Source organism: Streptomyces sp. NPDC032198, from assembly GCF_040636975.1.
Lineage (GTDB): Bacteria > Actinomycetota > Actinomycetes > Streptomycetales > Streptomycetaceae > Streptomyces.
The window spans coordinates 301,002-324,371 of record NZ_JBEZVL010000001.1 but is presented as its reverse complement, the minus strand read 5'-3'; the positions used below and the strand labels follow the sequence as shown (position 1 = coordinate 324,371).

17 protein-coding genes are annotated in these 23,370 nt (G+C 69.5%); 13 read left to right on the top strand and 4 right to left on the bottom strand.

What is annotated here, in order from left to right; translation table 11 throughout:
- The first annotated feature begins 188 nt into the window (after window positions 1-188).
- From gltB to AB0E78_RS01500, 5 genes are all read left to right on the top strand, one after another.
- A complete protein-coding gene (gene gltB / locus AB0E78_RS01520) occupies window positions 189-4,760 on the top strand; it encodes a glutamate synthase large subunit (protein ID WP_361828453.1) in 4,572 nt (1,523 codons plus the stop codon).
- Window positions 4,753-6,213, top strand: a complete 1,461-nt coding sequence (locus AB0E78_RS01515; RefSeq protein ID WP_361826735.1) for a glutamate synthase subunit beta — start codon at window positions 4,753-4,755, stop codon at window positions 6,211-6,213. The genes gltB and AB0E78_RS01515 overlap by 8 nt, the downstream gene beginning before the upstream one ends.
- Window positions 6,214-6,493: 280 nt before the next feature.
- Window positions 6,494-7,795, top strand: coding sequence for a sugar ABC transporter substrate-binding protein (locus AB0E78_RS01510; protein ID WP_361826732.1), 1,302 nt, complete (start codon window positions 6,494-6,496; stop codon window positions 7,793-7,795).
- Window positions 7,796-7,814: 19 nt separating this feature from the next.
- Window positions 7,815-8,804, top strand: coding sequence for a sugar ABC transporter permease (locus tag AB0E78_RS01505; RefSeq protein WP_361826729.1), 990 nt, complete (start codon window positions 7,815-7,817; stop codon window positions 8,802-8,804).
- Window positions 8,801-9,634: a carbohydrate ABC transporter permease gene (locus AB0E78_RS01500; RefSeq protein ID WP_361826726.1), complete on the top strand. Its 834-nt coding sequence runs from the start codon at window positions 8,801-8,803 to the stop codon at window positions 9,632-9,634. The genes AB0E78_RS01505 and AB0E78_RS01500 overlap by 4 nt, the downstream gene beginning before the upstream one ends.
- A gap of 38 nt (window positions 9,635-9,672) precedes the next feature.
- Here AB0E78_RS01500 and AB0E78_RS01495 read toward each other — a convergent pair whose 3' ends face one another.
- Window positions 9,673-10,572: a chitosanase gene (locus AB0E78_RS01495; RefSeq protein ID WP_361826724.1), complete on the bottom strand. Its 900-nt coding sequence runs from the start codon at window positions 10,570-10,572 to the stop codon at window positions 9,673-9,675.
- Window positions 10,573-10,685: 113 nt separating this feature from the next.
- On the opposite strand from AB0E78_RS01495, the gene AB0E78_RS01490 reads away from it, so the two are divergent.
- Entirely contained in the window at window positions 10,686-10,904 is a 219-nt protein-coding gene (locus AB0E78_RS01490) for a hypothetical protein (RefSeq protein ID WP_361826721.1), read from the top strand.
- A 23-nt stretch (window positions 10,905-10,927) separates the two neighbouring features.
- On the top strand, window positions 10,928-12,028 hold the full coding sequence (locus AB0E78_RS01485; RefSeq protein WP_361826719.1) for a hypothetical protein: 1,101 nt from the start codon (window positions 10,928-10,930) through the stop codon (window positions 12,026-12,028).
- Between the two features lie 88 nt (window positions 12,029-12,116).
- On the opposite strand, the gene AB0E78_RS01480 is transcribed toward AB0E78_RS01485, so the two are convergent.
- Window positions 12,117-12,848, bottom strand: a complete 732-nt coding sequence (locus AB0E78_RS01480; RefSeq protein WP_361828450.1) for a glucose 1-dehydrogenase — start codon at window positions 12,846-12,848, stop codon at window positions 12,117-12,119.
- A gap of 67 nt (window positions 12,849-12,915) precedes the next feature.
- On the opposite strand from AB0E78_RS01480, the gene AB0E78_RS01475 reads away from it, so the two are divergent.
- Window positions 12,916-13,641 carry a VWA domain-containing protein gene (locus AB0E78_RS01475; RefSeq protein ID WP_361826716.1) on the top strand — a complete coding sequence of 242 codons (726 nt, stop codon included), beginning with the start codon at window positions 12,916-12,918 and terminating at the stop codon, window positions 13,639-13,641.
- A 28-nt stretch (window positions 13,642-13,669) separates the two neighbouring features.
- On the opposite strand, the gene AB0E78_RS01470 is transcribed toward AB0E78_RS01475, so the two are convergent.
- Window positions 13,670-14,617 carry a tyrosine-protein phosphatase gene (locus tag AB0E78_RS01470; RefSeq protein WP_361826713.1) on the bottom strand — a complete coding sequence of 316 codons (948 nt, stop codon included), beginning with the start codon at window positions 14,615-14,617 and terminating at the stop codon, window positions 13,670-13,672.
- Window positions 14,618-15,012: 395 nt separating this feature from the next.
- Between AB0E78_RS01470 and AB0E78_RS01465 the strand changes: the two genes are divergently transcribed.
- The 3 genes from AB0E78_RS01465 to AB0E78_RS01455 all read left to right on the top strand — a co-directional run bounded on the left by AB0E78_RS01465 (window position 15,013) and on the right by AB0E78_RS01455 (window position 18,032).
- Complete coding sequence (locus tag AB0E78_RS01465; protein ID WP_160504463.1) at window positions 15,013-15,216, top strand: cold-shock protein; 204 nt, start codon at window positions 15,013-15,015, stop codon at window positions 15,214-15,216.
- A 94-nt stretch (window positions 15,217-15,310) separates the two neighbouring features.
- Window positions 15,311-16,981, top strand: a complete 1,671-nt coding sequence (locus AB0E78_RS01460) for a DEAD/DEAH box helicase (RefSeq protein WP_361826710.1) — start codon at window positions 15,311-15,313, stop codon at window positions 16,979-16,981.
- Window positions 16,982-17,174: 193 nt separating this feature from the next.
- Window positions 17,175-18,032 (top strand): pentapeptide repeat-containing protein, encoded by an 858-nt coding sequence (locus AB0E78_RS01455; RefSeq protein ID WP_361828448.1) that lies wholly within the window; start codon window positions 17,175-17,177, stop codon window positions 18,030-18,032.
- A 63-nt stretch (window positions 18,033-18,095) separates the two neighbouring features.
- Here the strand turns inward: AB0E78_RS01455 and AB0E78_RS01450 are convergent, their stop codons facing one another.
- Window positions 18,096-19,016, bottom strand: a complete 921-nt coding sequence (locus AB0E78_RS01450; protein ID WP_361826707.1) for a hypothetical protein — start codon at window positions 19,014-19,016, stop codon at window positions 18,096-18,098.
- Window positions 19,017-19,256: 240 nt separating this feature from the next.
- On the opposite strand from AB0E78_RS01450, the gene AB0E78_RS01445 reads away from it, so the two are divergent.
- Together AB0E78_RS01445 and AB0E78_RS01440 are read left to right on the top strand one after the other, a co-directional pair.
- Entirely contained in the window at window positions 19,257-20,054 is a 798-nt protein-coding gene (locus tag AB0E78_RS01445; RefSeq protein ID WP_361826704.1) for a serine protease, read from the top strand.
- A gap of 197 nt (window positions 20,055-20,251) precedes the next feature.
- Window positions 20,252-23,344 (top strand): endo-alpha-N-acetylgalactosaminidase family protein, encoded by a 3,093-nt coding sequence (locus AB0E78_RS01440; protein ID WP_361826701.1) that lies wholly within the window; start codon window positions 20,252-20,254, stop codon window positions 23,342-23,344.
- The last annotated feature ends 26 nt before the right edge of the window (window positions 23,345-23,370 follow it).

Genomic DNA, 23,370 nt, shown 5'->3' with positions numbered 1-23,370 from the left:
GGTCCCCTCCCTACCGCTCTCCACGGGTATGAGCGGTGTCCACATGGTGGAATGAGCTATCCGCTTTTCGAGAAGCGTTCCATCATGTAACCTGCACGAAATTTTGCCTGGGCCAACGTCGTCCCTCGCTTATTGCATATGCCACGACGACGACGGGAGAGCCAATGCGTACGCACGCCTGGTCGCCCATGGACGGTCGCCCCGCCCCCCAGGGCATGTACGACCCCCGTAACGAGCACGACGCCTGTGGTGTCGGGTTCGTGGCCACCCTCACCGGTGTAGCCAGCCATGAGCTGGTCGAACAGGCGCTGACCGTATTGCGCAATCTCGAACACCGCGGTGCCACCGGTTCCGAGCCGGACTCCGGTGACGGCGCCGGCATCCTGCTTCAGGTGCCGGACGCCTTCCTTCGCGAGGTCTCCGACTTCGCGCTTCCCGAGGCCGGCGCGTACGCCGTCGGCATCGCCTTCCTGCCGGTCGACACCGCGGGTACGACCGACGGAGCCGTCTCACAGATCGAGACGATCGCTTCCGAGGAGGGCCTGACGGTCCTCGGCTGGCGCGACGTCCCCGTCGCCCCCGAGCTGCTCGGCTCCACCGCACGCTCGACGATGCCGGTCTTCCGGCAGATCTTCGTGGCCGACGGCGAGAGCACGGGCGTCCAGCTCGACCGCAAGGCCTTCGTGCTGCGCAAGCGCGCCGAGCGCGAGGCCGGGACCTACTTCCCGTCGCTCTCCGCCCGGACCATCGTCTACAAGGGCATGCTGACCACCGGCCAGCTGGAGCCGTTCTTCCCCGACCTGTCGGACCGCCGTTTCGCCACGGCCGTCGCGCTCGTCCACTCGCGCTTCTCCACGAACACGTTCCCGAGCTGGCCGCTCGCACACCCGTACCGCTTCGTCGCGCACAACGGCGAGATCAACACGGTCAAGGGCAACCGGAACTGGATGCGGGCGCGTGAGTCGCAGCTCGCCTCCGACCTGTTCGCCTCCGCCGGTGAGAACAGCACCGACAAGCTCGACCGGGTGTTCCCGATCTGCACGCCGGACGCGTCCGACTCGGCGTCCTTCGACGAGGTGCTCGAACTCCTCCACCTCGGTGGGCGTTCGCTTCCGCACTCGGTCCTGATGATGATCCCCGAGGCGTGGGAGAACCACGGCTCGATGGACCCGGCCCGCCGCGCCTTCTACCAGTACCACTCCACGCTGATGGAGCCCTGGGACGGCCCGGCCTGTGTCACCTTCACCGACGGCACCCAGGTCGGCGCCGTTCTCGACCGCAACGGTCTGCGCCCCGGCCGCTACTGGGTCACCGACGACGGCCTCGTCGTCCTCGGCTCCGAGGTCGGCGTCCTGGACATCGACCCCGCGAAGGTCGTCCGCAAGGGCCGCCTGCAGCCCGGCCGGATGTTCCTCGTGGACACCGCCGAGCACCGCATCGTCGAGGACGACGAGATCAAGGCCGCCCTCGCCGCCGAGAACCCGTACCAGGAGTGGCTGGAAGCGGGCGAGATCGAGCTCTCGGACCTGCCCGAGCGCGAGCACATCGTGCACACGCACGCCTCCGTCACGCGCCGCCAGCAGACCTTCGGCTACACCGAGGAAGAGCTGCGCGTCATCCTCGCGCCGATGGCCAAGACCGGCGGTGAGCCGCTCGGCTCCATGGGCACGGACACCCCGATCGCGGCCCTCTCCGAGCGCCCGCGGCTGATCTTCGACTACTTCACGCAGCTGTTCGCGCAGGTCACCAACCCTCCGCTTGACGCCATCCGTGAAGAGCTCGTCACCTCGCTGCACTCCTCGCTGGGCCCGCAGGGCAACATCCTGGAGCCGACCGCCGCGACCTGTCGCAGCGTCACGCTGCCCTTCCCGGTGATCGACAACGACGAGCTCGCCAAGCTCATCCACATCAACGCCGACGGCGACATGCCCGGCATGACGGCCGCGACCCTCTCCGGTCTCTACCGCGTCAGCGGCGGCGGCGACGCGCTTGCCGCCCGCATCGAGGAGATCTGCGCCGAGGCCGACGCCGCCATAGAGGCCGGCGCCCGCCTGATCGTGCTCTCCGACCGGCACTCCGACGCCGAGCACGCGCCGATCCCCTCGCTGCTGCTCACCGCGGCCGTCCACCACCACCTCATCCGTACGAAGCAGCGCACCCAGGTGGGCCTGCTCGTCGAGGCGGGCGACGTCCGCGAGGTCCACCACGTGGCCCTCCTCATCGGCTACGGCGCCGCCGCGGTCAACCCGTACCTGGCGATGGAGTCCGTCGAGGACCTCGTCCGCGCCGGTACGTTCCTGCCCGCCGACGAGAACGGCGGGGCCGAGCAGGCCATCCGGAACCTGATCTACGCGCTCGGCAAGGGTGTCCTGAAGGTCATGTCCAAGATGGGCATCTCGACCGTCGCCTCCTACCGCGGCGCGCAGGTCTTCGAGGCCGTCGGCCTCCAGGAGGACTTCGTCGCGAAGTACTTCGTCGGCACGACGTCCAAGATCGGCGGAGTCGGCATCGACGTCGTCGCCCAGGAGGTCGCCGCCCGGCACGCCAAGGCGTACCCGGTCTCCGGCGTGGCCTCCGCGCACCGCGCGCTGGACATAGGCGGTGAGTACCAGTGGCGCCGCGAGGGCGAGCCGCACCTCTTCGACCCGGAGACGGTCTTCCGCCTGCAGCACTCCACGCGCAACCGCCGCTACGACATCTTCAAGAAGTACACGGACCGCGTGAACGAGCAGTCCGAGCGCCTCATGACGCTGCGCGGACTGTTCAACCTGAAGTCGGACCGCCCGTCGATCTCCATCGACGAGGTCGAGCCGGCCGCCGACATCGTCAGGCGGTTCTCGACCGGCGCCATGTCGTACGGCTCGATCTCGCAGGAAGCCCACGAGACCATGGCCATCGCCATGAACCAGCTGGGCGGCAAGTCCAACACCGGTGAGGGCGGCGAGGACGCCGACCGTCTGTACGACCCGGCACGCCGCTCGTCCATCAAGCAGGTCGCCTCCGGCCGCTTCGGTGTGACCTCGGAGTACCTGGTCAACGCGGACGACATCCAGATCAAGATGGCGCAGGGCGCCAAGCCCGGCGAGGGCGGCCAGCTGCCCGGCCACAAGGTCTACCCGTGGGTCGCCAAGACGCGTCACTCGACGCCGGGCGTGGGCCTGATCTCCCCGCCGCCGCACCACGACATCTACTCCATCGAGGACCTGGCCCAGCTGATCCACGACCTGAAGAACGCGAACCCGCAGGCGCGGATTCACGTGAAGCTGGTCTCCGAGGTCGGCGTCGGCACGGTCGCCGCGGGTGTCTCCAAGGCCCACGCCGACGTGGTCCTCATCTCCGGCCACGACGGCGGTACGGGCGCATCGCCGCTGACCTCGCTCAAGCACGCGGGCGGCCCCTGGGAGCTCGGCCTCGCCGAGACCCAGCAGACGCTGCTGCTCAACGGCCTGCGCGACCGCATCGTGGTCCAGACGGACGGTCAGCTCAAGACCGGCCGTGACGTCGTCATCGCCGCGCTGCTCGGCGCCGAGGAGTTCGGTTTCGCGACCGCGCCGCTCGTCGTCTCCGGCTGCGTCATGATGCGCGTCTGCCACCTGGACACCTGCCCGGTCGGCATCGCCACGCAGAACCCGGCGCTGCGCGAGCGGTTCTCCGGCAAGGCCGAGTACATCGTCAACTTCTTCGAGTTCATCGCCGAAGAGGTCCGCGAGATCCTCGCCGAGCTCGGCTTCCGCACCATCGAGGAGGCCGTCGGCCACGCCGAGCTCCTCGACACCGAGCGCGCCGTGAAGCACTGGAAGGCGCAGGGCCTCGACCTGGAGCCCCTCTTCCACGTGCCGTCGCTGCCCGGCGGCGCCGTGCGCCACCAGATCGCCGCCCAGGACCACGGTCTGGAGAAGGCGCTCGACAACGAGCTGATCAAGCTCGCCGCCGACGCGCTCTCCGCGTCCGGCGCGACCGACGCCCAGCCGGTCCGCGCACAGGTCGCGATCCGCAACATCAACCGCACGGTCGGCACCATGCTCGGCCACGAGGTGACGAAGAAGTTCGGCGGCGCGGGCCTGCCCGACGACACCATCGACATCACCTTCACCGGCTCGGCGGGCCAGTCGTTCGGCGCGTTCGTGCCGCGCGGCGTGACCCTGCGCCTGGAGGGCGACGCCAACGACTACGTCGGCAAGGGCCTCTCCGGCGGCCGGATCGTCGTCCGCCCGGACCGCGGCGCCGACCACCTCGCCGAGTACTCGACGATCGCGGGCAACACCATCGCGTACGGCGCCACGGGTGGCGAGCTGTTCCTCCGTGGCCGCACCGGCGAGCGCTTCTGCGTCCGCAACTCCGGTGCGACGGTCGTGTCCGAGGGCGTGGGCGACCACGGCTGCGAGTACATGACCGGTGGCCACGCGGTGGTCCTCGGCGAGACGGGCCGCAACTTCGCGGCCGGCATGTCGGGCGGCATCGCGTACGTCATCGACCTCGACCGGGACAACGTCAACTCCGGCAACGTGGGCGCCGTCGAGGCCCTGGACGACTCCGACAAGACGTGGCTGCGCGACGTCGTGCGCCGCCACCAGGAGGAGACCGGCTCGACCGTCGCCGAGAAGCTGCTCGCCGAGTGGGACACCGCCGTGGAGCGCTTCAGCAGGATCATCCCCAGCACGTACAAGGCAGTGCTCGCCGCCAAGGACGCCGCCGAGCGAGCCGGTCTCTCCGAGACCGAGATCACCGAGAAGATGATGGAGGCGGCGACCAATGGCTGATCCCAAGGGCTTTCTGAACCATGGCCGCGAGGTCGCGCAGACCCGCCCGGTCGGTGAGCGCGTCCAGGACTGGAACGAGGTCTACGTTCCCGGTTCGCTCCTCCCGATCATCTCCAAGCAGGCCTCGCGCTGCATGGACTGCGGTATCCCGTTCTGCCACCAGGGCTGTCCGCTGGGCAACCTGATCCCGGAGTGGAACGACTTCGCGTACCGCGAGGACTGGTCGGCCGCCTCCGAGCGGCTGCACGCCACGAACAACTTCCCGGAGTTCACCGGGCGCCTCTGCCCGGCCCCCTGTGAGTCGGCGTGCGTGCTCGGCATCAACCAGCCGGCCGTCACCATCAAGAACGTCGAAGTCTCGATCATCGACAAGGCGTGGGACGCCAACGACGTGCTGCCCCAGGCGCCCGACCGGCTCTCCGGCAAGACCGTCGCCGTCATCGGCTCGGGCCCGGCGGGTCTGGCCGCGGCCCAGCAGCTGACGCGGGCGGGTCACACGGTCGTCGTGTACGAGCGTGCCGACCGCATCGGCGGCCTCCTGCGCTACGGCATCCCCGAGTTCAAGATGGAGAAGCGCCACATCAACCGCCGCATCGAGCAGATGCGCGCGGAGGGCACCAAGTTCCGTACGGGTGTGGAGATCGGCCGCGACATCGACGCGGTGAAGCTGCGCAAGCGGCACGACGCGGTGGTCATCGCCGCGGGCGCCACCATCTCCCGCGACCTGCCGGTGCCGGGCCGTGAGCTGAACGGCATCCACTTCGCCATGGAGTACCTGCCGCTCGCCAACAAGGTCCAGGAGGGCGACTACGTGGCGCCCCCCATCACCGCCGAGGGCAAGCACGTCGTGGTCATCGGCGGCGGCGACACCGGCGCGGACTGCGTGGGCACCGCCCACCGCCAGGGCGCGGCCTCGGTCACGCAGCTGGAGATCATGCCGCGGCCGGGTGAGGAGCGCAGCGCCAACCAGCCGTGGCCGACCTTCCCCATGCTCTACAAGGTGACCTCCGCGCACGAGGAGGGCGGCGAGCGGGTCTACGCCGTCTCGACCACCCACTTCGAGGGCGACGAGGACGGGAACGTCCAGTTCCTGCACCTCACCGAGGTCGAGTTCATCGACGGCAAGCTGACCCCGAAGCCGGGCACGGAGCGCAAGATCCCGGCCCAGCTGGTCACCCTCGCCATGGGCTTCACGGGCACGGACCGCGAGAACGGTCTGGTGGACCAGTTCTCCCTGGACCTCGACGAGCGCGGCAACGTCGCGCGCGACGCGGATTTCCAGACGAACGTTCCCGGCGTGTTCGTCGCAGGTGACGCCGGCCGCGGTCAGTCGCTCATCGTCTGGGCGATCGCCGAGGGCCGCTCGGCCGCGCAGGGCGTGGACCGTTTCCTCACCGGTGCGAGTGACCTCCCGTCGCCGATTCGCCCCACGGACCGATCTCTGATGGTCTGATTCCAGCACAACCCCTCATACGTCCCGTACAACGGCGTACGGAACTGATGCGACGCCCGCCTCGTCCCCGACCGGACCTGGGCGGGCGTCGTGGCGTTTCCGGGCCGTGGTGGCGGGGCACCCCTGCGTTGCAGTGTGCGCAACGTGCATTGCTTGCAACGCAAATCACGTTTCGGCCCCGCTTAGCCGAATGGGTCTAGACCGCACCGAGCCCCTGTGACCACAATCGCTCCCACAACGGATCGGCGCAGTTACAGCACGTACCCATGAGGGGGCCGGTATGAAGCGACGGGTCATCGCGGCAGGTATCGCCATGACGCTCGGACTGACCGCGACGGCATGCGGCAGCGATGACGGGAGCGACAGCGGCGACAAGGCGACCGACGGCAAGGGCAAGACCCTCACCGTATGGATCATGGAGGGGACCAACCCCGACGCCAGGCCCTTCTTCAAGGAGGCCGAGAAGGCGTTCCAGAAGAAGACCGGCGCCAAGATCCACGTCGAGTACCAGCAGTGGGCCACCGCGCAGAAGAAGTTCACCACCGCCATCGAGGGCGGCGAGGACCAGGTCCCGGACGTGGCCGAGGTCGGTACGACCTGGGTGCCGCAGTTCGCCGAGACCGGCGCCCTCGTCGACGTGACCGACGACGTCAAGAAGTCGGGCCTGGGCGGCGACCTCGTGGAGGGCCTCAAGGACGCGGGCACGCTCGACGGCAAGCAGTACGGGATGCCCTGGTACGCGGGCGTACGCAGCATCGTGTACCGCAAGGACATCTTCGAGAAGCACAAGCTGAAGGCCCCGACCACCTGGAAGGAGCTCCAGTCCACGGCGAAGACGCTGAAGGACAAGGAGCCCGGGATGATCCCCTTCCCGGTCGCGGGCGGCGCCGAAATGTACGCCACCCCCTTCATCTGGGGCGCCGGAGGCGAACTCGCCACCGAGCAGGGCGGCAAGTGGAAGTCCGGCATCAACTCGCCCGAGGCCGTGAAGGGCATCGAGTTCTACACGGGCCTCGCCACCAAGGACAAGGTCTCCCCGGCCAAGGTCAACACCTGGACGGAGAAGGAGGTCGGCGACGCCTGGGGCAAGGGCCAGGTCGCCATGTCCGTCAACGGCAACTGGACCCCGAAGGCCATCGTCGAGGCCAACCCCGACCTCAAGGGCAAGCTCGGCGCCGTGCCGATCCCCGGCCAGACCGGCGGTATGAGCAAGTCCTTCCTCGGCGGCTCCTACCTGTCCACGTTCAACACGGACAAGAAGGACCTCGCCTGGGAGTTCGTGAAGATGCTGACCACGGGTGACTTCGCGGCCAAGTGGGCCGAGGAGACCAACTACTTCCCGGGTCAGAACTCCGAGCTGAAGAAGATCGAGGCGAAGAAGGACCCGCTGGTCGAGCCGTTCGCCAAGCAGATGCTGGAGGCCGGCGCGACCGTCCCCAAGACCAAGGCGTACGGCGAGATCCAGGCATCGAAGGTCATCCCCGGCATGGTGCAGTCCATCCTGACCGGGAAGTCCTCCGTCCAGGAAGCGGCGGACAAGGCCGCCAAGGACATGGACGCGATCTTCGCCAAGGACAAGTAGGCAAGGGCGAGCCGGCACCGTGAAAGACACGCTGATCGGCGACGGGCCCAAGGACACGCAGGCCCGTCGCCCCGCCCCCCGCCCCGAACACGAAGCGGCCCTCCGCAAGAAGAAGCTGATCGGCCTCTCCCGGCCGTGGCTGCTCCTCGCCCCCTCCCTCCTGGTCCTCGCGGGCCTGCTGCTCTGGCCGCTGATCCAGGTCGGCAAGCTCTCCATGCAGGACTACGCCGTCAAGTTCGGCGGCGGAGTGGGCACGTACACGGGATTCGACCACTACACCGACCTGCTCGGCAGCGCACTCCTGTGGAAGACGGTCCTGCCCAACACGGCGTTCTTCGCGATCGCCTGCGTCGGCCTCACCGTCGCCCTCGGCACACTCGTCGCGCTGCTGCTCAACCGCCTCGGCCCGGCCTGGCGGCTCATCTGCTCCATCGCCGTCCTCGCGGCCTGGGCGATGCCCGCCGTCACCGGGACGTACGTCTGGATCTGGCTCTTCCAGCCGCAGGACGGCATGGTCAGCCAGATCGCGGGCTCCATGGGGCTCATCGACCCCGAGACCACCAACTGGTTCACCGAGCGCGGGCCGTTCTACGCGATCGCGACCCTGAACGTCGTCCACCACGGCTTCCCGTTCGTCGCCATCACCGTCCTCGCCGGCCTGATGACGATTCCCAAGGAGCTCTACGAGGCGGGCGAGCTGGACGGCGCCAACGCCTGGCAGCGGTTCTGGAAGATCACGGTGCCGACGATCAAGCCCGTCTTCCTCGTGGTGACCATCCTCTCCACCATCTGGGACTTCAAGGTCTTCACCCAGATCTATCTGATGCCGGGCGGCGACGGCGCCAACGAAGAGGTCTACAACCTCGGCGTCTTCTCCTACATCCAGGCCTTCGCCAAGAACGACTACGGCACGGGCGCGGCGGCCGCGGTGCTGCTGACCCTGCTGCTCCTGGCCATCACGGTCGTCTACATCCGCACGCTGTTCCGGCAGGGGGAGGAGGACCTGTGAGCGTCCGTCGCACCACACTCGCCGCACGCATCGGGCTGCCCGTCGGGGTCATCGCGCTGCTGGTCTTCGCGCTCTTCCCCGTGTACTGGATGATCTCCACGGCACTCGACCCGAAGGCGGTCACCCGCGGTTCGGACGTGCTGCCGAGCGGCCTCAGCTTCGAGCACTTCACCTACGTGTTCGAGAAGGGCAACTTCGGCACGTACCTGCTGAACTCGGCGATCGTCGGCTTCGGCACGATCCTGGCCGCCGGGGTGCTCTCGCTCTTCGCGGCGATCGCGGTGGCCCGCTTCAAGTTCCGGTTCCGCACCGCCGTACTGATCATGGTCCTGATAGTGCAGATGGTGCCGCTGGAGGCGCTCGTCATCCCGCTCTTCATCCAGATGCGGGACTACGACATGCTCAACTCGCTGCTCGGCCTGACGATCGTCTACGTCGCGCTCTCGCTGCCCTTCGCGATCTGGACCCTGCGCGGCTTCGTCCAGACCGTGCCCAAGGAGGTCGAGGAGGCCGCGTACATCGACGGGGCGTCCTGGTTCCGGATGTTCCGGTCGGTGCTGCTTCCGCTGGTGGCGCCCGGACTCGTCGCGACCTCGATCTTCGCCTTCATCACGGCGTGGAACGAGTTCGTCTTCGCGTACACGTTCATGAAGGGCAGCGACAAGTACACCGCCGCCGTGGGCATCTACCAGTTCTTCGGTGAGAACTCCACGGCCTGGGGCCCGGTCATGGCCAGCTCCACGCTGGTCACCGTGCCGGTGATGATCTTCTTCGTGATCGTGCACCGGAAGCTGGGATCGGGCCTGGCGGCCGGCGCCGTCAAGGGCTGATCCCGCCTCCCGGCGGGGGGGCGTTCAGGGTCGCGGAACTACGGGACCCTGAACGTCTCCCCATACACCTTCCAGGTCAGCGGCGTCTTCAGGCTCAGATTGCCGTCGTAGAGGAACTGACGCTGCGCCGTGTCCACGCGCGTCGTGTCGCGGTGCGCCTTCTCAGACTTCATCGCCGAGCGGCGGATGTCCAGGAAGATGTCGAGGTACGCCTTCTCCTTGCCGCCCTGCGCGGGCGTGTCCGCCTCCTTCAGTGCCGCCTCGCGCAGGCCGTAGAAGCCGCGCGGTCCGGTGCCGGGGCCGTGCAGCACCATCGCGTCGTAGTAGATGAACTGCCCCAGCGTGCCGAGCCCGTCGAGCTTGGCGAGGCGGACCGCCGGGTCGAAGTAGATGCGGTCGCGCGCGCTGTTCTGGGCCTTGCGGAAGGCGGGCTCGTCGGCCTCCGCCTTCCAGGCCTTGGTGAAGCCGGGGTCGAGGCCCTCGTGCGAGTCACTGCCGTCGACCTTGCGCAGGGCGGGCAGATAGCGGGCCAGACCGTTGTCCGGGTGGTCCTTCGTATACCGCTCGACGAGGGTGAGCAGGTCGTGCGTGCCGGTGCAGAAGCCGATGATCCCGGCGGTGTAGCCGTGCCCGTCGTCGATGTCCTCGATGTAGCCGTACTGCCCGCGCCAGTTCAGCGTGGAGTTCTCCGCGCTGGCGATCAGCTGCGAGGCCAGCTCCTTCTTGGCGGGCGCCGCGAGGCCCGGGGGGAGGTCCGCGATCAGCTCGTCGTCGGCCTTGATCTCGGCCGCCGACTTGTCCCGGTCGTAGGGCCGCTGGGTGCCGGTCCCTTTCCCGTCGGCCCCGGGGGCATCGCTGTCCGAGTCCCCGCCGAGGAGGTAGACGGCGACCGTGGCGACCGGAGCGACGGCGAGAAGGAGGAGGCCTGCGCGTTTCATTCGCACAAGATTACGTGCGGTTGTGCGGTAGCGCGCCTTCCGGATCCGGCTCTATTGACTAATAGTCAATTTCGCACCAGTCTCGGGAGCCGTACCCGGTCATGGGAGGCCCTATGAGCACCGAAGCGCGGGAGCAGCTCAGCAAGGAGCTGCGGGACGAACCACCGGAATCCTTCGGGCAGTTGGCGCCCGAGCAGTCGGCCCTGCTGGCCGACGCGCTGCGCCGCGAACGCGAGAGCCGCGCGTCGGGCCTGAACGAAGCCGCCGAGGAAGCGCTGAAACTGGTGCCCGCGCTCGCCCGCGGTCCCGTGCGCCGGATTCTGTTCCGATAGCCCGACACGAAGAGGGGCAGGCCATGGACAAGCTGCGGAGCAGGGCGGAGACCCTGAAGATCGCGCGTCTTCTGGACGTGGACCCCGACGGGCTCGCGTTCCTGCGGACCCTCCCCGTCGAGGACGTACGTCGCTTCCGCGAGAGTTGCGTCGCGGCGCTCTTCGACCGTACGCCCGAGATGCTGGACCGGATCGCGTCCGCGACGAAGCTGGTGCCGGCCGGGGTCGCCGCCGCGATCTCGCAGAAGGCCCTGGGCCCGCGGCTCGCCGCCGGGGTCGCCGGGCGCCTTGAAGCGACGCGGGCCGCGGACATCATCGAGAAGCTGCCGGTGCCGTTCACCGCGGAGTCGTGCGGGCATCTCGACCCGCGCAAGATCAAGGGCATCGTCGACCGGCTCGACGAGGGCCTGGTGGTGCGGATCGCGGTGACGCTCGCCGAGCGCGGCGACCACCTGACCATGGGCCGCTTCGTCGGCCACCTGCGCGACTCCGCACTGAGCCGCATCCTGCCGCAGGTCGACGACGCCGCCGTCCTGCGGACCGGCTTCATGATCGACGTGCCCGGACGGCTCGGCCAGATCATCGACCTGATGGGCGCGGAGCGGCTCGCCTCGGTCATCGCCTCGGCGTCGGGGGAGGGCCTGTGGCCGGAGGCGCTGGCCGTCGCCGGGATGGTGACGGGCGAGCAGCGGGGCCGCATCGCCTCGCTCGCCGCGGCGCGCCCGCAGGAGCAACTGGACTCCCTGGTCGTGACGGTGAGCGAGCAGGACCTGTGGGAGTCGCTGCTGCCGCTGGTCGCGCTGCTGGGGGAGGAGGAGCGCCGGGCGGTCGCCGTGCTCCCTTCCCTGCGGGATGCCAAGGTGCTGGGCGGGGTGGTGCGGGCGGTGGTGGCGACGGGGCTCTGGGCGGAGTTCCTGCCGCTCGTGGGCATGCTGCCGGAGGAGTCCCGGAAGGTCGTCGCGGACGCCGCCGGGGCGCTGCCCGCGCCGGACCTGGACGCGCTCGCCCGGGAGGTCGACAAACAGGACCTGTGGGACCTGGTCATGCCGCTGGTGGAACTGATGGACGACGAGGCAAAGACCCGGATCTTTGAGCTGCCTGCGTTCCAGGAGCAGGTGGGGTAAGGGCGATTTCTCTTCCGGCTTCGCCGAGTTCGTCCTCAATCGCCGGACGGGCTGGAGATAGCCCGTCCGGCGATTGAGGACATCTTTCCTACCCCGCCGTCGACCCGCCGTCCACGGCGAACTCCGCCCCCGTGATGTACGACGACGCCTCCGAGGCGAGGAAGAGGACCAGCTCCCCGACCTCCTCGGGGCGGCCCATCCTGCCGAGCGGCAGATGCGACCAGTCCCGCCCGGCGGAGGCCGAGGAGATCATCGGAGTGTCGATCGCCCCGGGGTGCACGGAGTTGACCCGCACCCCGTACTCCGCCAGATCCAGCGCCGCGCTCCGCGTCAGCCCCCGCAACCCGAACTTCGTCGACCCGTACGCCGCATGCCCCCGTATCCCCACGAGCCCCGCCGTCGACGAGACGTTCACGATCGACCCGCCCCCCGCGTCCCGCATAGCAGGCAGCACCGCTTGGATGCCCAGGAACGGGCCGAGGAGATTGACCCGGATCAGGGTCTCGAAGTTCTCGTACGTCTCCTTCTCCACGGACGCCGTCCGCCACAGCGCGGCGTTGTTCACGAGCGCGTCCAGGCGGCCGAAGGCCTCCACCCCGGCCGCCACGGCCGACGCCCAGCTCTCCGCCTCCGTGACGTCATGACGTACGAAAAGGCCCTGCTCGCCCAGGGACTCGGCGACCTCGCGCCCCTCCTCCTCGCGCACGTCCGTGACCACCACCCGCGCCCCGGCCTCCGCGAAGAGCCGCGCCTCCGCCGCCCCCTGCCCACGGCCCGCACCGGTGATCAGCACGGCCTTGCCCTCCAGCCCGTAAGAGATCACCTCACGCCACCCGCCTCTCCCGTACGCTCGGCATTTTGGGACGGACCGGAGAGTGGAGCCGCACATGGGACCGGCGATCAGCCTGAGCAAGGTGGAAGAGGCGGCGCCCGCGCTCGTGAGCCTCTACAAGTCCGCCGGGGTCAGCCTGCGCAAGTACGGCCTGGAGGGCGAACGCGCCGCCGTCTACCTCGTCGTCGACTACTCCGGATCCATGAAGCCGTACTACAAGGACGGCACCGTCCAGGCCCTCGCGGACCGCGTCCTCGGTCTGTCCGCGCACTTCGACGACGACGGCACCGTGCCCACGGTCTTCTTCTCCACGGACGTCGACGCCGTCACGGATATCGCCCTCGACCGCCACCACGGGCGGATCGAGGAGATCGTCGCCGGGCTCGGTCACATGGGCAAGACCAGCTACCACCTGGCGATGGACGCCGTCATCGACCACTACGTGGACAGCGGTTCCACCGCGCCCGCCCTGGTCGTCTTCCAGACCGACGGCGGCCCCATCAACAAGCTCGCCGCCGAGCGGTATCTGTGCAAGGCGTCGAAGCTGCCGCTGTTCTGGCAGTTCATCGGCTTCGGTGACGCGAAGAGCAAGCAGTTCGACTACCTCCGCAAGCTCGACGACCTCGCCGTCCCCGCCAAGCGTGCCGTCGACAACGCCGGTTTCTTCCACGCGGGGCACGACCCCCGGACCGTCTCCGACGACCGCCTGTACGACCAGTTGGTGGGGGAGTTCCCGGCCTGGCTCGCGGCGGCGCGGGCGCAGGGGATCGTGACCACCTGAGCCCGGCCGTCCTGCCGCGCCGCGTGCCCTAACCGACCATCCGCTCCCGCAGCGCGAGAATCGTCCGTGCGTCAAGCCCGAGTCCCTTCGTCAGATAGCCGCTGAGGCTGCCGTACTCCGCCTTGACCTCGGTCAGTGCCGCCTCCAGATAGCCGGTGCGGACCTCCTGGAGGGGGATGAGCAGGTCGGGGTTCTGCATCAGGCCGCTCTGCTTCAGGCCCTCGCGCACTTTCGCGTCGTACGCGGCCCGGTAGGTGTTGGATGCCAGGAAGTCATCGACGACGGTGCTCTCGGGGACGCCCACGGCGCGCAGCAGCAGATAACTGGTCCAGCCGGTACGGTCCTTGCCGGCCGTGCAGTGGTAGAGCAGCGGTGACGTCTTGCCGCTCTGGGCGATGTCGCGCAGGGTCGCCGCGAACTGGGCGCGGTTGGGGCCGTCGGTGACGAAGGTGCGGTAGACGGCGCGCATGAAGGCGTCCGCCTTGCCGTTGCCCAGCATCTCCTCCTGCTTGACGGGGTCCCTGGAGCCGATCACGGTCATCAGCGTCGCGAAGAGGCCGTTGTCGTTGATCGCCCGGGACGTCACGGCGAGCCCGGCGGGCAGCCGGTCGGCCCCGTCGTACCGCACCTCCGCGGGCACCCGGAAGTCGACGACCTTCTTCAGGCGCAGTCCGGAGAGGGTGGCGACATCGGCGTCCGTGAGCTTGGCCAGGGCGTCGGCGCGGAAGACCTGGCCGTACCGGACCCGCTCGCCGTCGTAGGTGCGGTAGCCGCCCAGGTCTCTTACGTTCACGGCGCCCTGGAGAGGTATCTGCCGTACGCCGTCGGCGGCGGGGCGGGGGTGGTGCGGGGCGTGCCGGGCCGTGCCGCGCTCGGGTGCGGCGGGCTCGGCGTGGGCCGCCCAGACGGGCAGGGCGCCAAGGGCGAGCGCGGAGATCGTGACTCCGACCGCCGTACGGGTTCGGGTGATGCGCATCGGGCCGCCTTCCTCGAGAGCGGTCGCCATGGCCACACGTCGCTCAACCAAGCGATTGTTTGGTGGAAGGTAGCGGGGTGTCCCGACAGGGGGAAGGCGCGTCTAGTGACTGTCCGGCGGAGCGTTACAGCGGCGGGCGATGGAGCGAGTGGCGTAAGGGGGGGGGGCGGCCTTGTGCCGTGCGGCACGTGGGACCCGGAAACAACGGGTCCCTCGTCCGTGTTAGCCTTATGCGTCGCAGTTTTGGTACCCATGAACTTTATGTGCGCCTGACGGGAATGCTCCGAGGGCGCATTATTGTTTTTCTCCGGTCTCTCCGGGATGGGGGTCATTGCAGCGCTTGGAATCCACAATTCCGTGGTTTTCCTTACTCTGCCCCTGTTGAGGAGATTGACATGGCAACTGGCACCGTTAAGTGGTTCAACGCTGAAAAGGGCTTCGGCTTCATCGAGCAGGACGGCGGCGGCCCCGACGTCTTCGCCCACTACTCGAACATCGCGTCCTCGGGCTTCCGTGAGCTCCTCGAGGGCCAGAAGGTCTCCTTCGACGTCACGCAGGGCCAGAAGGGCCTGCAGGCCGAGAACATCGTTCCCGCCTGATCGTCGTAGCACGCGAACCTCATAGCCGGGGCCCGCACCAGAAAGGTGCGGGTCCCGGCTTGTGCTGTCACCAGGTCCAGGAAGGCATTTCCGTATGAATCGCTCCGAACGCCCTGCACGTCCTGCCCGCGGGCGCTCCACGAACGCACGCGGAAAGGCCCCGGTGGCCGGCGGCGGCCAGGCGAAGGGCGCCGCGAAGAAGCCGGGCCGTGCCAAGCCCAGGCCCGTCGGCGGTGAATTCGCGCTGCCCGAGAGCATCACGCCCGCACTGCCCGCGGTCGAGGCGTTCGCCGACCTGGACATGCCCGAGGCCCTCCTGAAGACGCTGGCCGCGCAGGGCGTCACCGAGCCCTTCCCGATCCAGGCAGCCACGCTCCCCAACTCCCTCGCGGGCCGCGACATCCTCGGCCGTGGCCGCACCGGCTCCGGCAAGACCCTCGCCTTCGGCCTCGCGCTCCTCGCCCGCACCGCGGGCCGCCGCGCCGAGCCGCGCTCCCCCCTCGCCCTGGTGCTCGTCCCCACGCGTGAGCTCGCGCAGCAGGTGACGGACGCGCTGACGCCGTACGCGACGTCCGTGAACCTGCGCATGTCGACGGTCGTCGGCGGTCTCTCCATCACCAAGCAGGCGGGCACGCTCCGCCGCGGCGCCGAGATCATGGTGGCGACCCCCGGCCGTCTCAAGGACCTCATCGAGCGCGGCGACGCCGATCTCTCGCAGGTGCGGACGACGGTCCTCGACGAGGCCGACCAGATGGCTGACATGGGCTTCATGCCGCAGGTCACCGCGCTTCTGAAGCAGGTGGAGCAGGGCGGCCAGACGATGCTCTTCTCCGCGACGCTCGACAAGAACATCGACCGCCTGGTGCGGATGTTCCTCACGGACCCCGTCGTGCACTCGGTCGACCCGTCCGCGGGCGCGGTCACGACGATGGAACACCACGTTCTGTACGTCGCCGACGAGACCGACAAGAAGGCGGTCGCCCTCCGTATCGCCGCCCGCGAGGGCCGCGTGATCATGTTCCTGGACACCAAGCGCGCGGTGGACCGCTTCACCAAGCGGCTGCTCGCCAACGGTGTACGGGCCTCCGGGCTGCACGGCGGGCGTTCGCAGCCGCAGCGCAACCGGACCCTGGACCAGTTCAAGACCGGGCAGGTCACCGCCCTTGTCGCCACCAACGTGGCGGCCCGCGGCATCCACGTCGACGACCTCGACCTGGTCGTGAACGTCGACCCGCCCACCGACCACAAGGACTACCTCCACCGCGGCGGCCGTACGGCCCGTGCCGGTGAGTCCGGCAGCGTCGTCACGCTCGTCCTCCCGGACGAGAAGCGGGAGATGGCGCGTCTGATGTCCGACGCGGAGATCAGCCCGAAGATGGCGCGCGTGAAGTCCACCGACGAGGAGCTGGCGCGGATCACCGGTGCGCGCGAGCCGTCCGGGGTGCCGGTCGTGGTCGAGGTTCCGCAGCAGCAGCAGGCTGCGCCGCAGCGGGGGCGTCGTCGTCCTGCCGGGCAGGGGGGCGGCCAGCGTCGCTCCCGCCCCCAGGGGCAGTCGTCCTCCCAGGGGCAGGGTCAGTCCCAGGGCGGCCAGTCCAGGGGTCAGTCCCAGGGCGGCCAGTCCAGGGGTCAGTCCCAGGGCGGTCAGTCCAGGTCCCAGTCGCAGGGTGGCGGCAGGCCTTCCGCCGGGGGCGGCGCCGCCGGCGGTGGCCGTGCCAGGCGTGGCGGTGGGCGCCCCAGCGGGGGCGCGGGGCGCCGGGCCGCGTAGTCCGTGCCCCGGCGGGGGCGCCTTGCCCCCTGCCGGGGCGGGCTCTCCCGCCCGTCCACCTGATCACCCCGCATTCACCCTGACCGAACAGGCCTTTCCCACCCACCCACCTGATTGCCCCGTAGCGGCGGATGGTTGGAGCGGGTGGGGAACCTGCCCGAGGGAGGCCCTGATGTCTGAGAAGTCGAACCGGATGCAGCCCCGGGCGGAAGCCGGCGAGCGGCAGGTGCTCCCCCTCGTCGAGCGCGATGACCGGGCGGAACTGCGGGCCGACTGCGGCAGTTGCTTCGGGCTCTGCTGCGTCGCCCTCACCTTCTCCAAGTCCGCGGACTTTCCCGTCGACAAGGCGGCCGGTACCCCCTGCGCCAACCTCCAGCAGGACTTCCGCTGCGGCATCCACCAGAAGCTGCGCCGGACGGGCTTCTCGGGCTGCACGGTCTACGACTGCTTCGGCGCGGGCCAGAAGGTTTCCCAGGCCACCTACGGCGGCACCGACTGGCGGCAGGACCCCGACAGCGCCCGCCAGATGTTCGACGTCTTCCCGGTGATGCGCCAACTCCACGAACTGCTCTGGTACTTGACCGAGGCGCTCACCCTTCCCGAGGCCCGCCCGATCCGGGCGGAACTCCAGCGCGCGCTGGACAGGACCGAGCACCTCACCCAGGGCACCCCCGCCGCCGTGGCCGCGACGGATGTCGCCGCGCACCGTGAGGACGTCAACGTCCTCCTTCTGCGCACCAGCGACCTCGCGCGCGCGGACATCCGCCGGAAGAAGAAGGACCGCCGAGGAGCCGACCTCTTCGGCGCCCGGCTCCGTGGCGCCGATCTCCGGGGCGTCACCCTGCGCGGTGCCTACCTCATCGCCGCCGACCTCCGTGGCGCCGACCTCCGCAGGGCCGATCTGATCGGCGCGGACTTCCGGGACGCGGACCTGCGGGGCGCGGACCTCACCGGCAGCATCTTCCTGACGCAGTCGCAGGTGAACGCGGCGAAGGGCGACGCCGACACGAAGCTGCCGCCGCCCCTGGAGCGCCCCGGCCACTGGGGCTAGGCCCCCGCGAAGCCCCGCGCACGCACCCTCACGTAACGCACCCTCACATCACGCGCCGCGCCCTCACGTATCGCACTCAAGCACCGTCCGGCACAACGTGCACCGGGCCCGCATCCGCCCCCGGGCAGGCAGCCGGATCCGCTGCTGACACGTCGGGCAGGGGAACGAGACCCGCAGCGGCTCCGCCCCCGCCGGTCCACGGGAGAACGAGTACGCCCCGCCCCCGCCCCCGGCGCCGGAAATCCCCGCTCCACCCGGGCCGCGCTCCAGCGCGTACCGCCGGTCCTTCGCGTACCGCCGCCGCCCCGTCCAGCCGGCGGCCGTCAGCGGAGGCTGCTGCTCGTCGCGCCTGGCCTGCGCGAGTCCCTTCGTGTAGGCGGTGTACGCCTGGGCGCTGGTGAACCACGTCTCCGGCGCCTCGCCGAAGGCGATGGCCCGCTTGGCGAGGACGTACCCGAACTCCTCCGGCGTGAGATACCCGAGCTTCTGGGACGAGGCGCCGTCCTCGCGGTAGGCGTCCAGGAGGAGCCATCCCGCCCCCAGATAGGTGGTGGCGGTGTCCGTGAGGATCTCGTTGTCGCGCGTGCCGGGGAACGTCAGATCAAGCCGGTGCAGATACACGTGCATGACCTCGTGGGCGAGCGCCGCGCCGATGTCCCTGCGATGCGTGCGGAACCGGTCGTTGAGCTCGATGAAGTACTCGGGCCCCGCGGTGAGTTCGACGTTCGCCGCGTGTTCCATCGCGCGGAAACCGACGATCATGCGGGCGTCCGGCAGCCGGAGGTGCCGCACCATCTCGCGGGCCACGCGCTGCACGCCCAGGTACAGGTCGTCCTGGTCGGAGAAGGCGACGTCGGCGGGCGTGATGCTGGTGTCGAAGGTGTGGACGCCGTCGTAGGACAGGCGTTTGTAGAGCGCGGTGATCGCGGAGCGCACCGTCTCCAGATGGGGGTAGCCGTGCACCACCGGCCCGCCGTCCGCCATGCCGGCACCCCCAGGAGACGTTTTCAACCCGCCTCCACTGTAAGGCCGGTCCCCGGCGGCAGAATGGGGCGTCGTGGCGGCTGCTGGCCGAAAACCGCCCCTTGCTCTATGCGGACACTGATCTCCATAATCCGCAACAACGCTTTGGCGGGCTCATGCCATTCTCGCGTTCGTCGTGGAGGAGGCAGCGGGTCCGCCGACGCGCGTACCCCCCACGAACCCCCCACGAAGGGAAGCCCGTTGAACACCAAGCTGCGTGGAGTCAAGAGAGCCGCCACCCTCGGTGCCATCGCCCTCGCCACCGTCAGTCTCCAGCCCGTCGCCGCCTCCGCGGCCCCGCACCCCGGCCCCACCCCGGGTGAGCGCGTGGTCGGCGGCACCCCCGCCGAGCAGGGCGAATTCCCGTTCATGGTCCGTCTGTCGATGGGCTGTGGCGGCGCGCTGTACGCCAAGGACATCGTGCTGACCGCCGCCCACTGCGTGGACGGCTCGGGCGACAACACGAGCATCACCGCCACCGGTGGTGTCGTGGACCTGGAGAGCCCCGACGCGATCACGGTGAAGTCCACGAAGGTCCTGCAGGCGCCGGGTTACAACGGCAAGGGCAAGGACTGGGCGCTCATCAAGCTCGAGAAGCCGATCGACCAGCCCACGCTGAAGATCGCCAAGGACGACAAGCTCAACAACGGCGACTTCGACATCGCCGGCTGGGGCGCCGACAAGGAGGGCGGCGAGCAGCAGCGCTACCTCCTCAAGGCGAAGGTCCCGTTCATCAGCGACGCCGACTGCGAGGCCGCGTACGGCGCCGACCTCACGCCCGGTGAGGAGCTCTGCGCCGGGAACCTGGCGGAGGGCGGCACGGACACCTGCCAGGGTGACTCCGGCGGCCCCATGTTCCGCAAGGACGAGGCCGGGGAGTACGTCCAGGTCGGCATCGTCAGCTGGGGCAACGGCTGTGCGCGCCCGAAGTTCCCCGGGGTCTACACCGAGGTGTCGACGTTCGCCGGTGACATAGAGAAGGCGGCGTCGGAACTCTGAGTTCTCGCTGTACGCGGGGCCGGACCAGCCACTGGTCCGGCCCCGCGTTCGTGTCGGCACGGCCCGCCCCGCGGGGCGGACACCCCCCGGCTGCGGACCCCCGTTAGTCCAAGACCTGCCTCCCCTTTGTCCATGGGCGCACCCGTCCCTTCCGGCGCAGGGTGACCGCACCGAGATCCGTCCCACGGAGGGGTGCCATGCAGCCGTCAGACACGTCCGGCCCAAGCCGCAGAGCCGTAGTCGCCACGGGCGCGCTGGCCGGGGTCGGCGCCGCCGTCGGCCTCGGGGGCGCGGCAGCCGCGTCGGCGCGGCCCGCGGCGGCGGGCGAAGCCGTCCTTCGCTCCGCCGACCTCGAGGTGCGCGTCGCCACCGACTTCCCCCGCGTCGTCTCGTACACGGACCGCGTATCCAAAGCGGTCCTGCACGCACAGCCGGAAACCGTCACCACGCTGCTGGTGGACGACGTCCCGCACACCCCGACGGTGACCGTCACCGACCAGGGGCGCGACCGCGTCGCATACGTCCTGGCGCTCGGCGGCGGCACCTCCCTCACCGTTGAGATCGCCCTCAAGGGCCGCCAGGTGCACTGGCGCGTGACGGAGATCGACGACACCGATGCCTTGCGCGTCGGCACGCTGCGCATCCCCGGACTCACCCTCCTCGCCGTACGCAGCGACCAGCCGGGCGCCACCCTCCTCGCCGCCAAGGTCCAGCTCGACAAGGCCAAGAGCGGCGACACGGAGGTGAAACCGACCCCGGACACCGCGGCGGAAGCGGCCACCGGATGCGCCTACGCCGTCGTCGCGCACGACACGCTGGGCGGCGCCGTCGAGACCAACACCGTCTACGACAAGCCCACCACCGAGGCCGGGACCACCTGGGACAACGGCAGGCTCCGGCGGGAGACCGTCAGGAAGAGCGGCTACGTGGAGGCCCGCCTCGCCCCCGGCCAGTGGACGCACCGCGCGGCCACCGCCGCCGTCGGCGACACCGAACCACTGCCGTACGCCACCGTCGTCATCACCGGCGACCGCAACGGCGACGGCAAGGTCGACTGGCAGGACGCCGCCATCGCGTTCCGCGACATCATGGTGAAGCCGCTCGGCGCGGACGAGCAGCATCTGCGCGTCGTCCCGCACATCCCGTTCAACTTCGCCTCGCAGGCCACGAATCCGTTCCTCGCGACCCTCGACAACGTCAAGCGGATCCACCTCGCCACGGACGGCCTGCGGCAGTACACGCTGCTCAAGGGCTACCAGTCCGAGGGCCACGACTCCGCCCACCCCGACTACGCGGGCAACTACAACACGCGCGCGGGCGGCCTCGACGACCTCAACACCCTGGTCAGGGAAGGCAAGAAGTGGAACAGCGACTTCAGCGTGCATGTGAATGCCACGGAGTCCTATCCCGTCGCGAACGCCTTCTCCGAAAAGCTCGTCGACAAGGGCAATGAGCAGTGGGACTGGCTGGATCAGAGCTATCGCATCGATCAGCGGCGCGACCTGGTCTCGGGTGACATCGCCCAGCGGTTCGGTGATCTGCGGGACGAGGCCGACGGCGCGCTCAACGCCCTCTACATCGACGTGTTCCGCGAGTCCGGATGGACCTCCGACCGGCTGCAGCGCACCCTGCGCGAGCAGGGCTGGATCGTCACCAGTGAGTGGGGGCACGGCTTCGAGCGCTCGTCCGTCTGGTCGCACTGGGCGACGGAAACGGATTACGGTCCCGATACCTCGCGGGGCATCAATTCCCGGCTCATCCGCTTCGTCCGGAATCACCAGAAGGACGTTTTCGCCGACAAATGGCCGACCCTTCTGGGCATTGCCCGCATGGGCAATTTCGAGGGCTGGGTCGGCAAGACGGACTGGTCGTACTTCTACGATCTGATCTGGACCGACTCACTGCCCGCCAAGTATCTCCAGGCCTATCCCATCAAGTCCTGGGGCGAGCACGAGATCAGTTTCTTCGGGGAGAGCGCGACGACGGTCTCCGACACGGGCGGCACCCGCCGGATCGTGACCGACGGCCGTGTCGTCTACGACGGGGGCAGCTATCTGCTTCCCTGGGAGCCGCGCAAGGCCACCGACCCCGCGAAGCTCTACCACTACAACCCCCAGGGCGGTAAGGGGAGTTGGCGGCTGCCCCGCGGCTGGTCCGGGCTCTCCGAGGTCGCGCTGTACCGGCTCACCGACCAGGGCCGGGTCTTCGTCGCCGATGTCCCGGTCCGCGGCGGCAAGGTGACCCTCGACGCCAAGGCCAAGCAGCCCTACGTCCTCTACCGCCGGCGCGCCGCCGCGCTGCCCGACCCCGGCTGGGGGCAGGCCACCCCGCTGCACGACCCCGGCTTCAACTCCGGTTCGCTGCGCGGCTGGAAGGTCTCCGGGCCCGCCTCCGTCGAGCTCAGCAAGCTCGGCGACCACGAGCTCGTCATCGCCCAGGGTGGCAAGGCCGCCGTCGGGCAGCGGCTGCGCCGCCTGAAGGCGGGGGCGTACGTCGCCTCCGTACAGGTCGAGGTCGGGGAGAAGGCCGGCGACGAGCGCAGGGCCGCCCTGGAGGTGCGCACCGCTGATGGTGTCACCGCCGCCAACTGGACGCGGACCTCCACGGCGGGCAACTACGTTGCGGCCGACCGCAAGCACGGCACCCGCTTCCAGCGGATGTTCGTGCCCTTCACCGTCCCCGGCGGCGGCGGACCGGCCGAGCTGACACTGCGGGCCGACGCGGGCGACGCGCGCGTGCGCTTCGACAACGTACGCGTCGTCCCCGCAACCCGTGGCAGCTCACTCGCGGAGGGCAAGCTCGCCGCCGAGGACTTCGAGCACGTTCCGCAGGGCTGGGGGCCGTTCGTGAAGGGCGACGCCGGGGATGTCACCGACCCGCGCACGCACATCGCGCAACGCCACGCCCCCTACACGCAGCGCGGCTGGAACGGCAAGGCCATCGACGACGTCATCGACGGCTTCCAGTCCCTCAAGTCCCGCGGCGAGAACGCCGGGCTCGTCTACCGCACCGTCCCGCACACCGTCCGCTTCGAGGCGGGCAAGCGCTACCGCGTCTCCTTCCGCTACGAGAACGAGAAGGCGGGGCAGTACGCGTGGATCACCGCCGTCGACGAGCCCGCGGCGCGCGAGACCGACCGCAAGGAGCTGCCCGTCGCGACCCAACCCACCGTTCTGACCTACGAGTTCACCGCACCCGCCAAGGGTGAGGCGTGGGTCGGGCTGCGCAAGAGCGGGGACGACGGCACTGCGGAGTTCACCCTCGACGCCTTCGAGGTACGCGAGATCTGAGGCGCCCTCCAAGACGCCATGAAGAA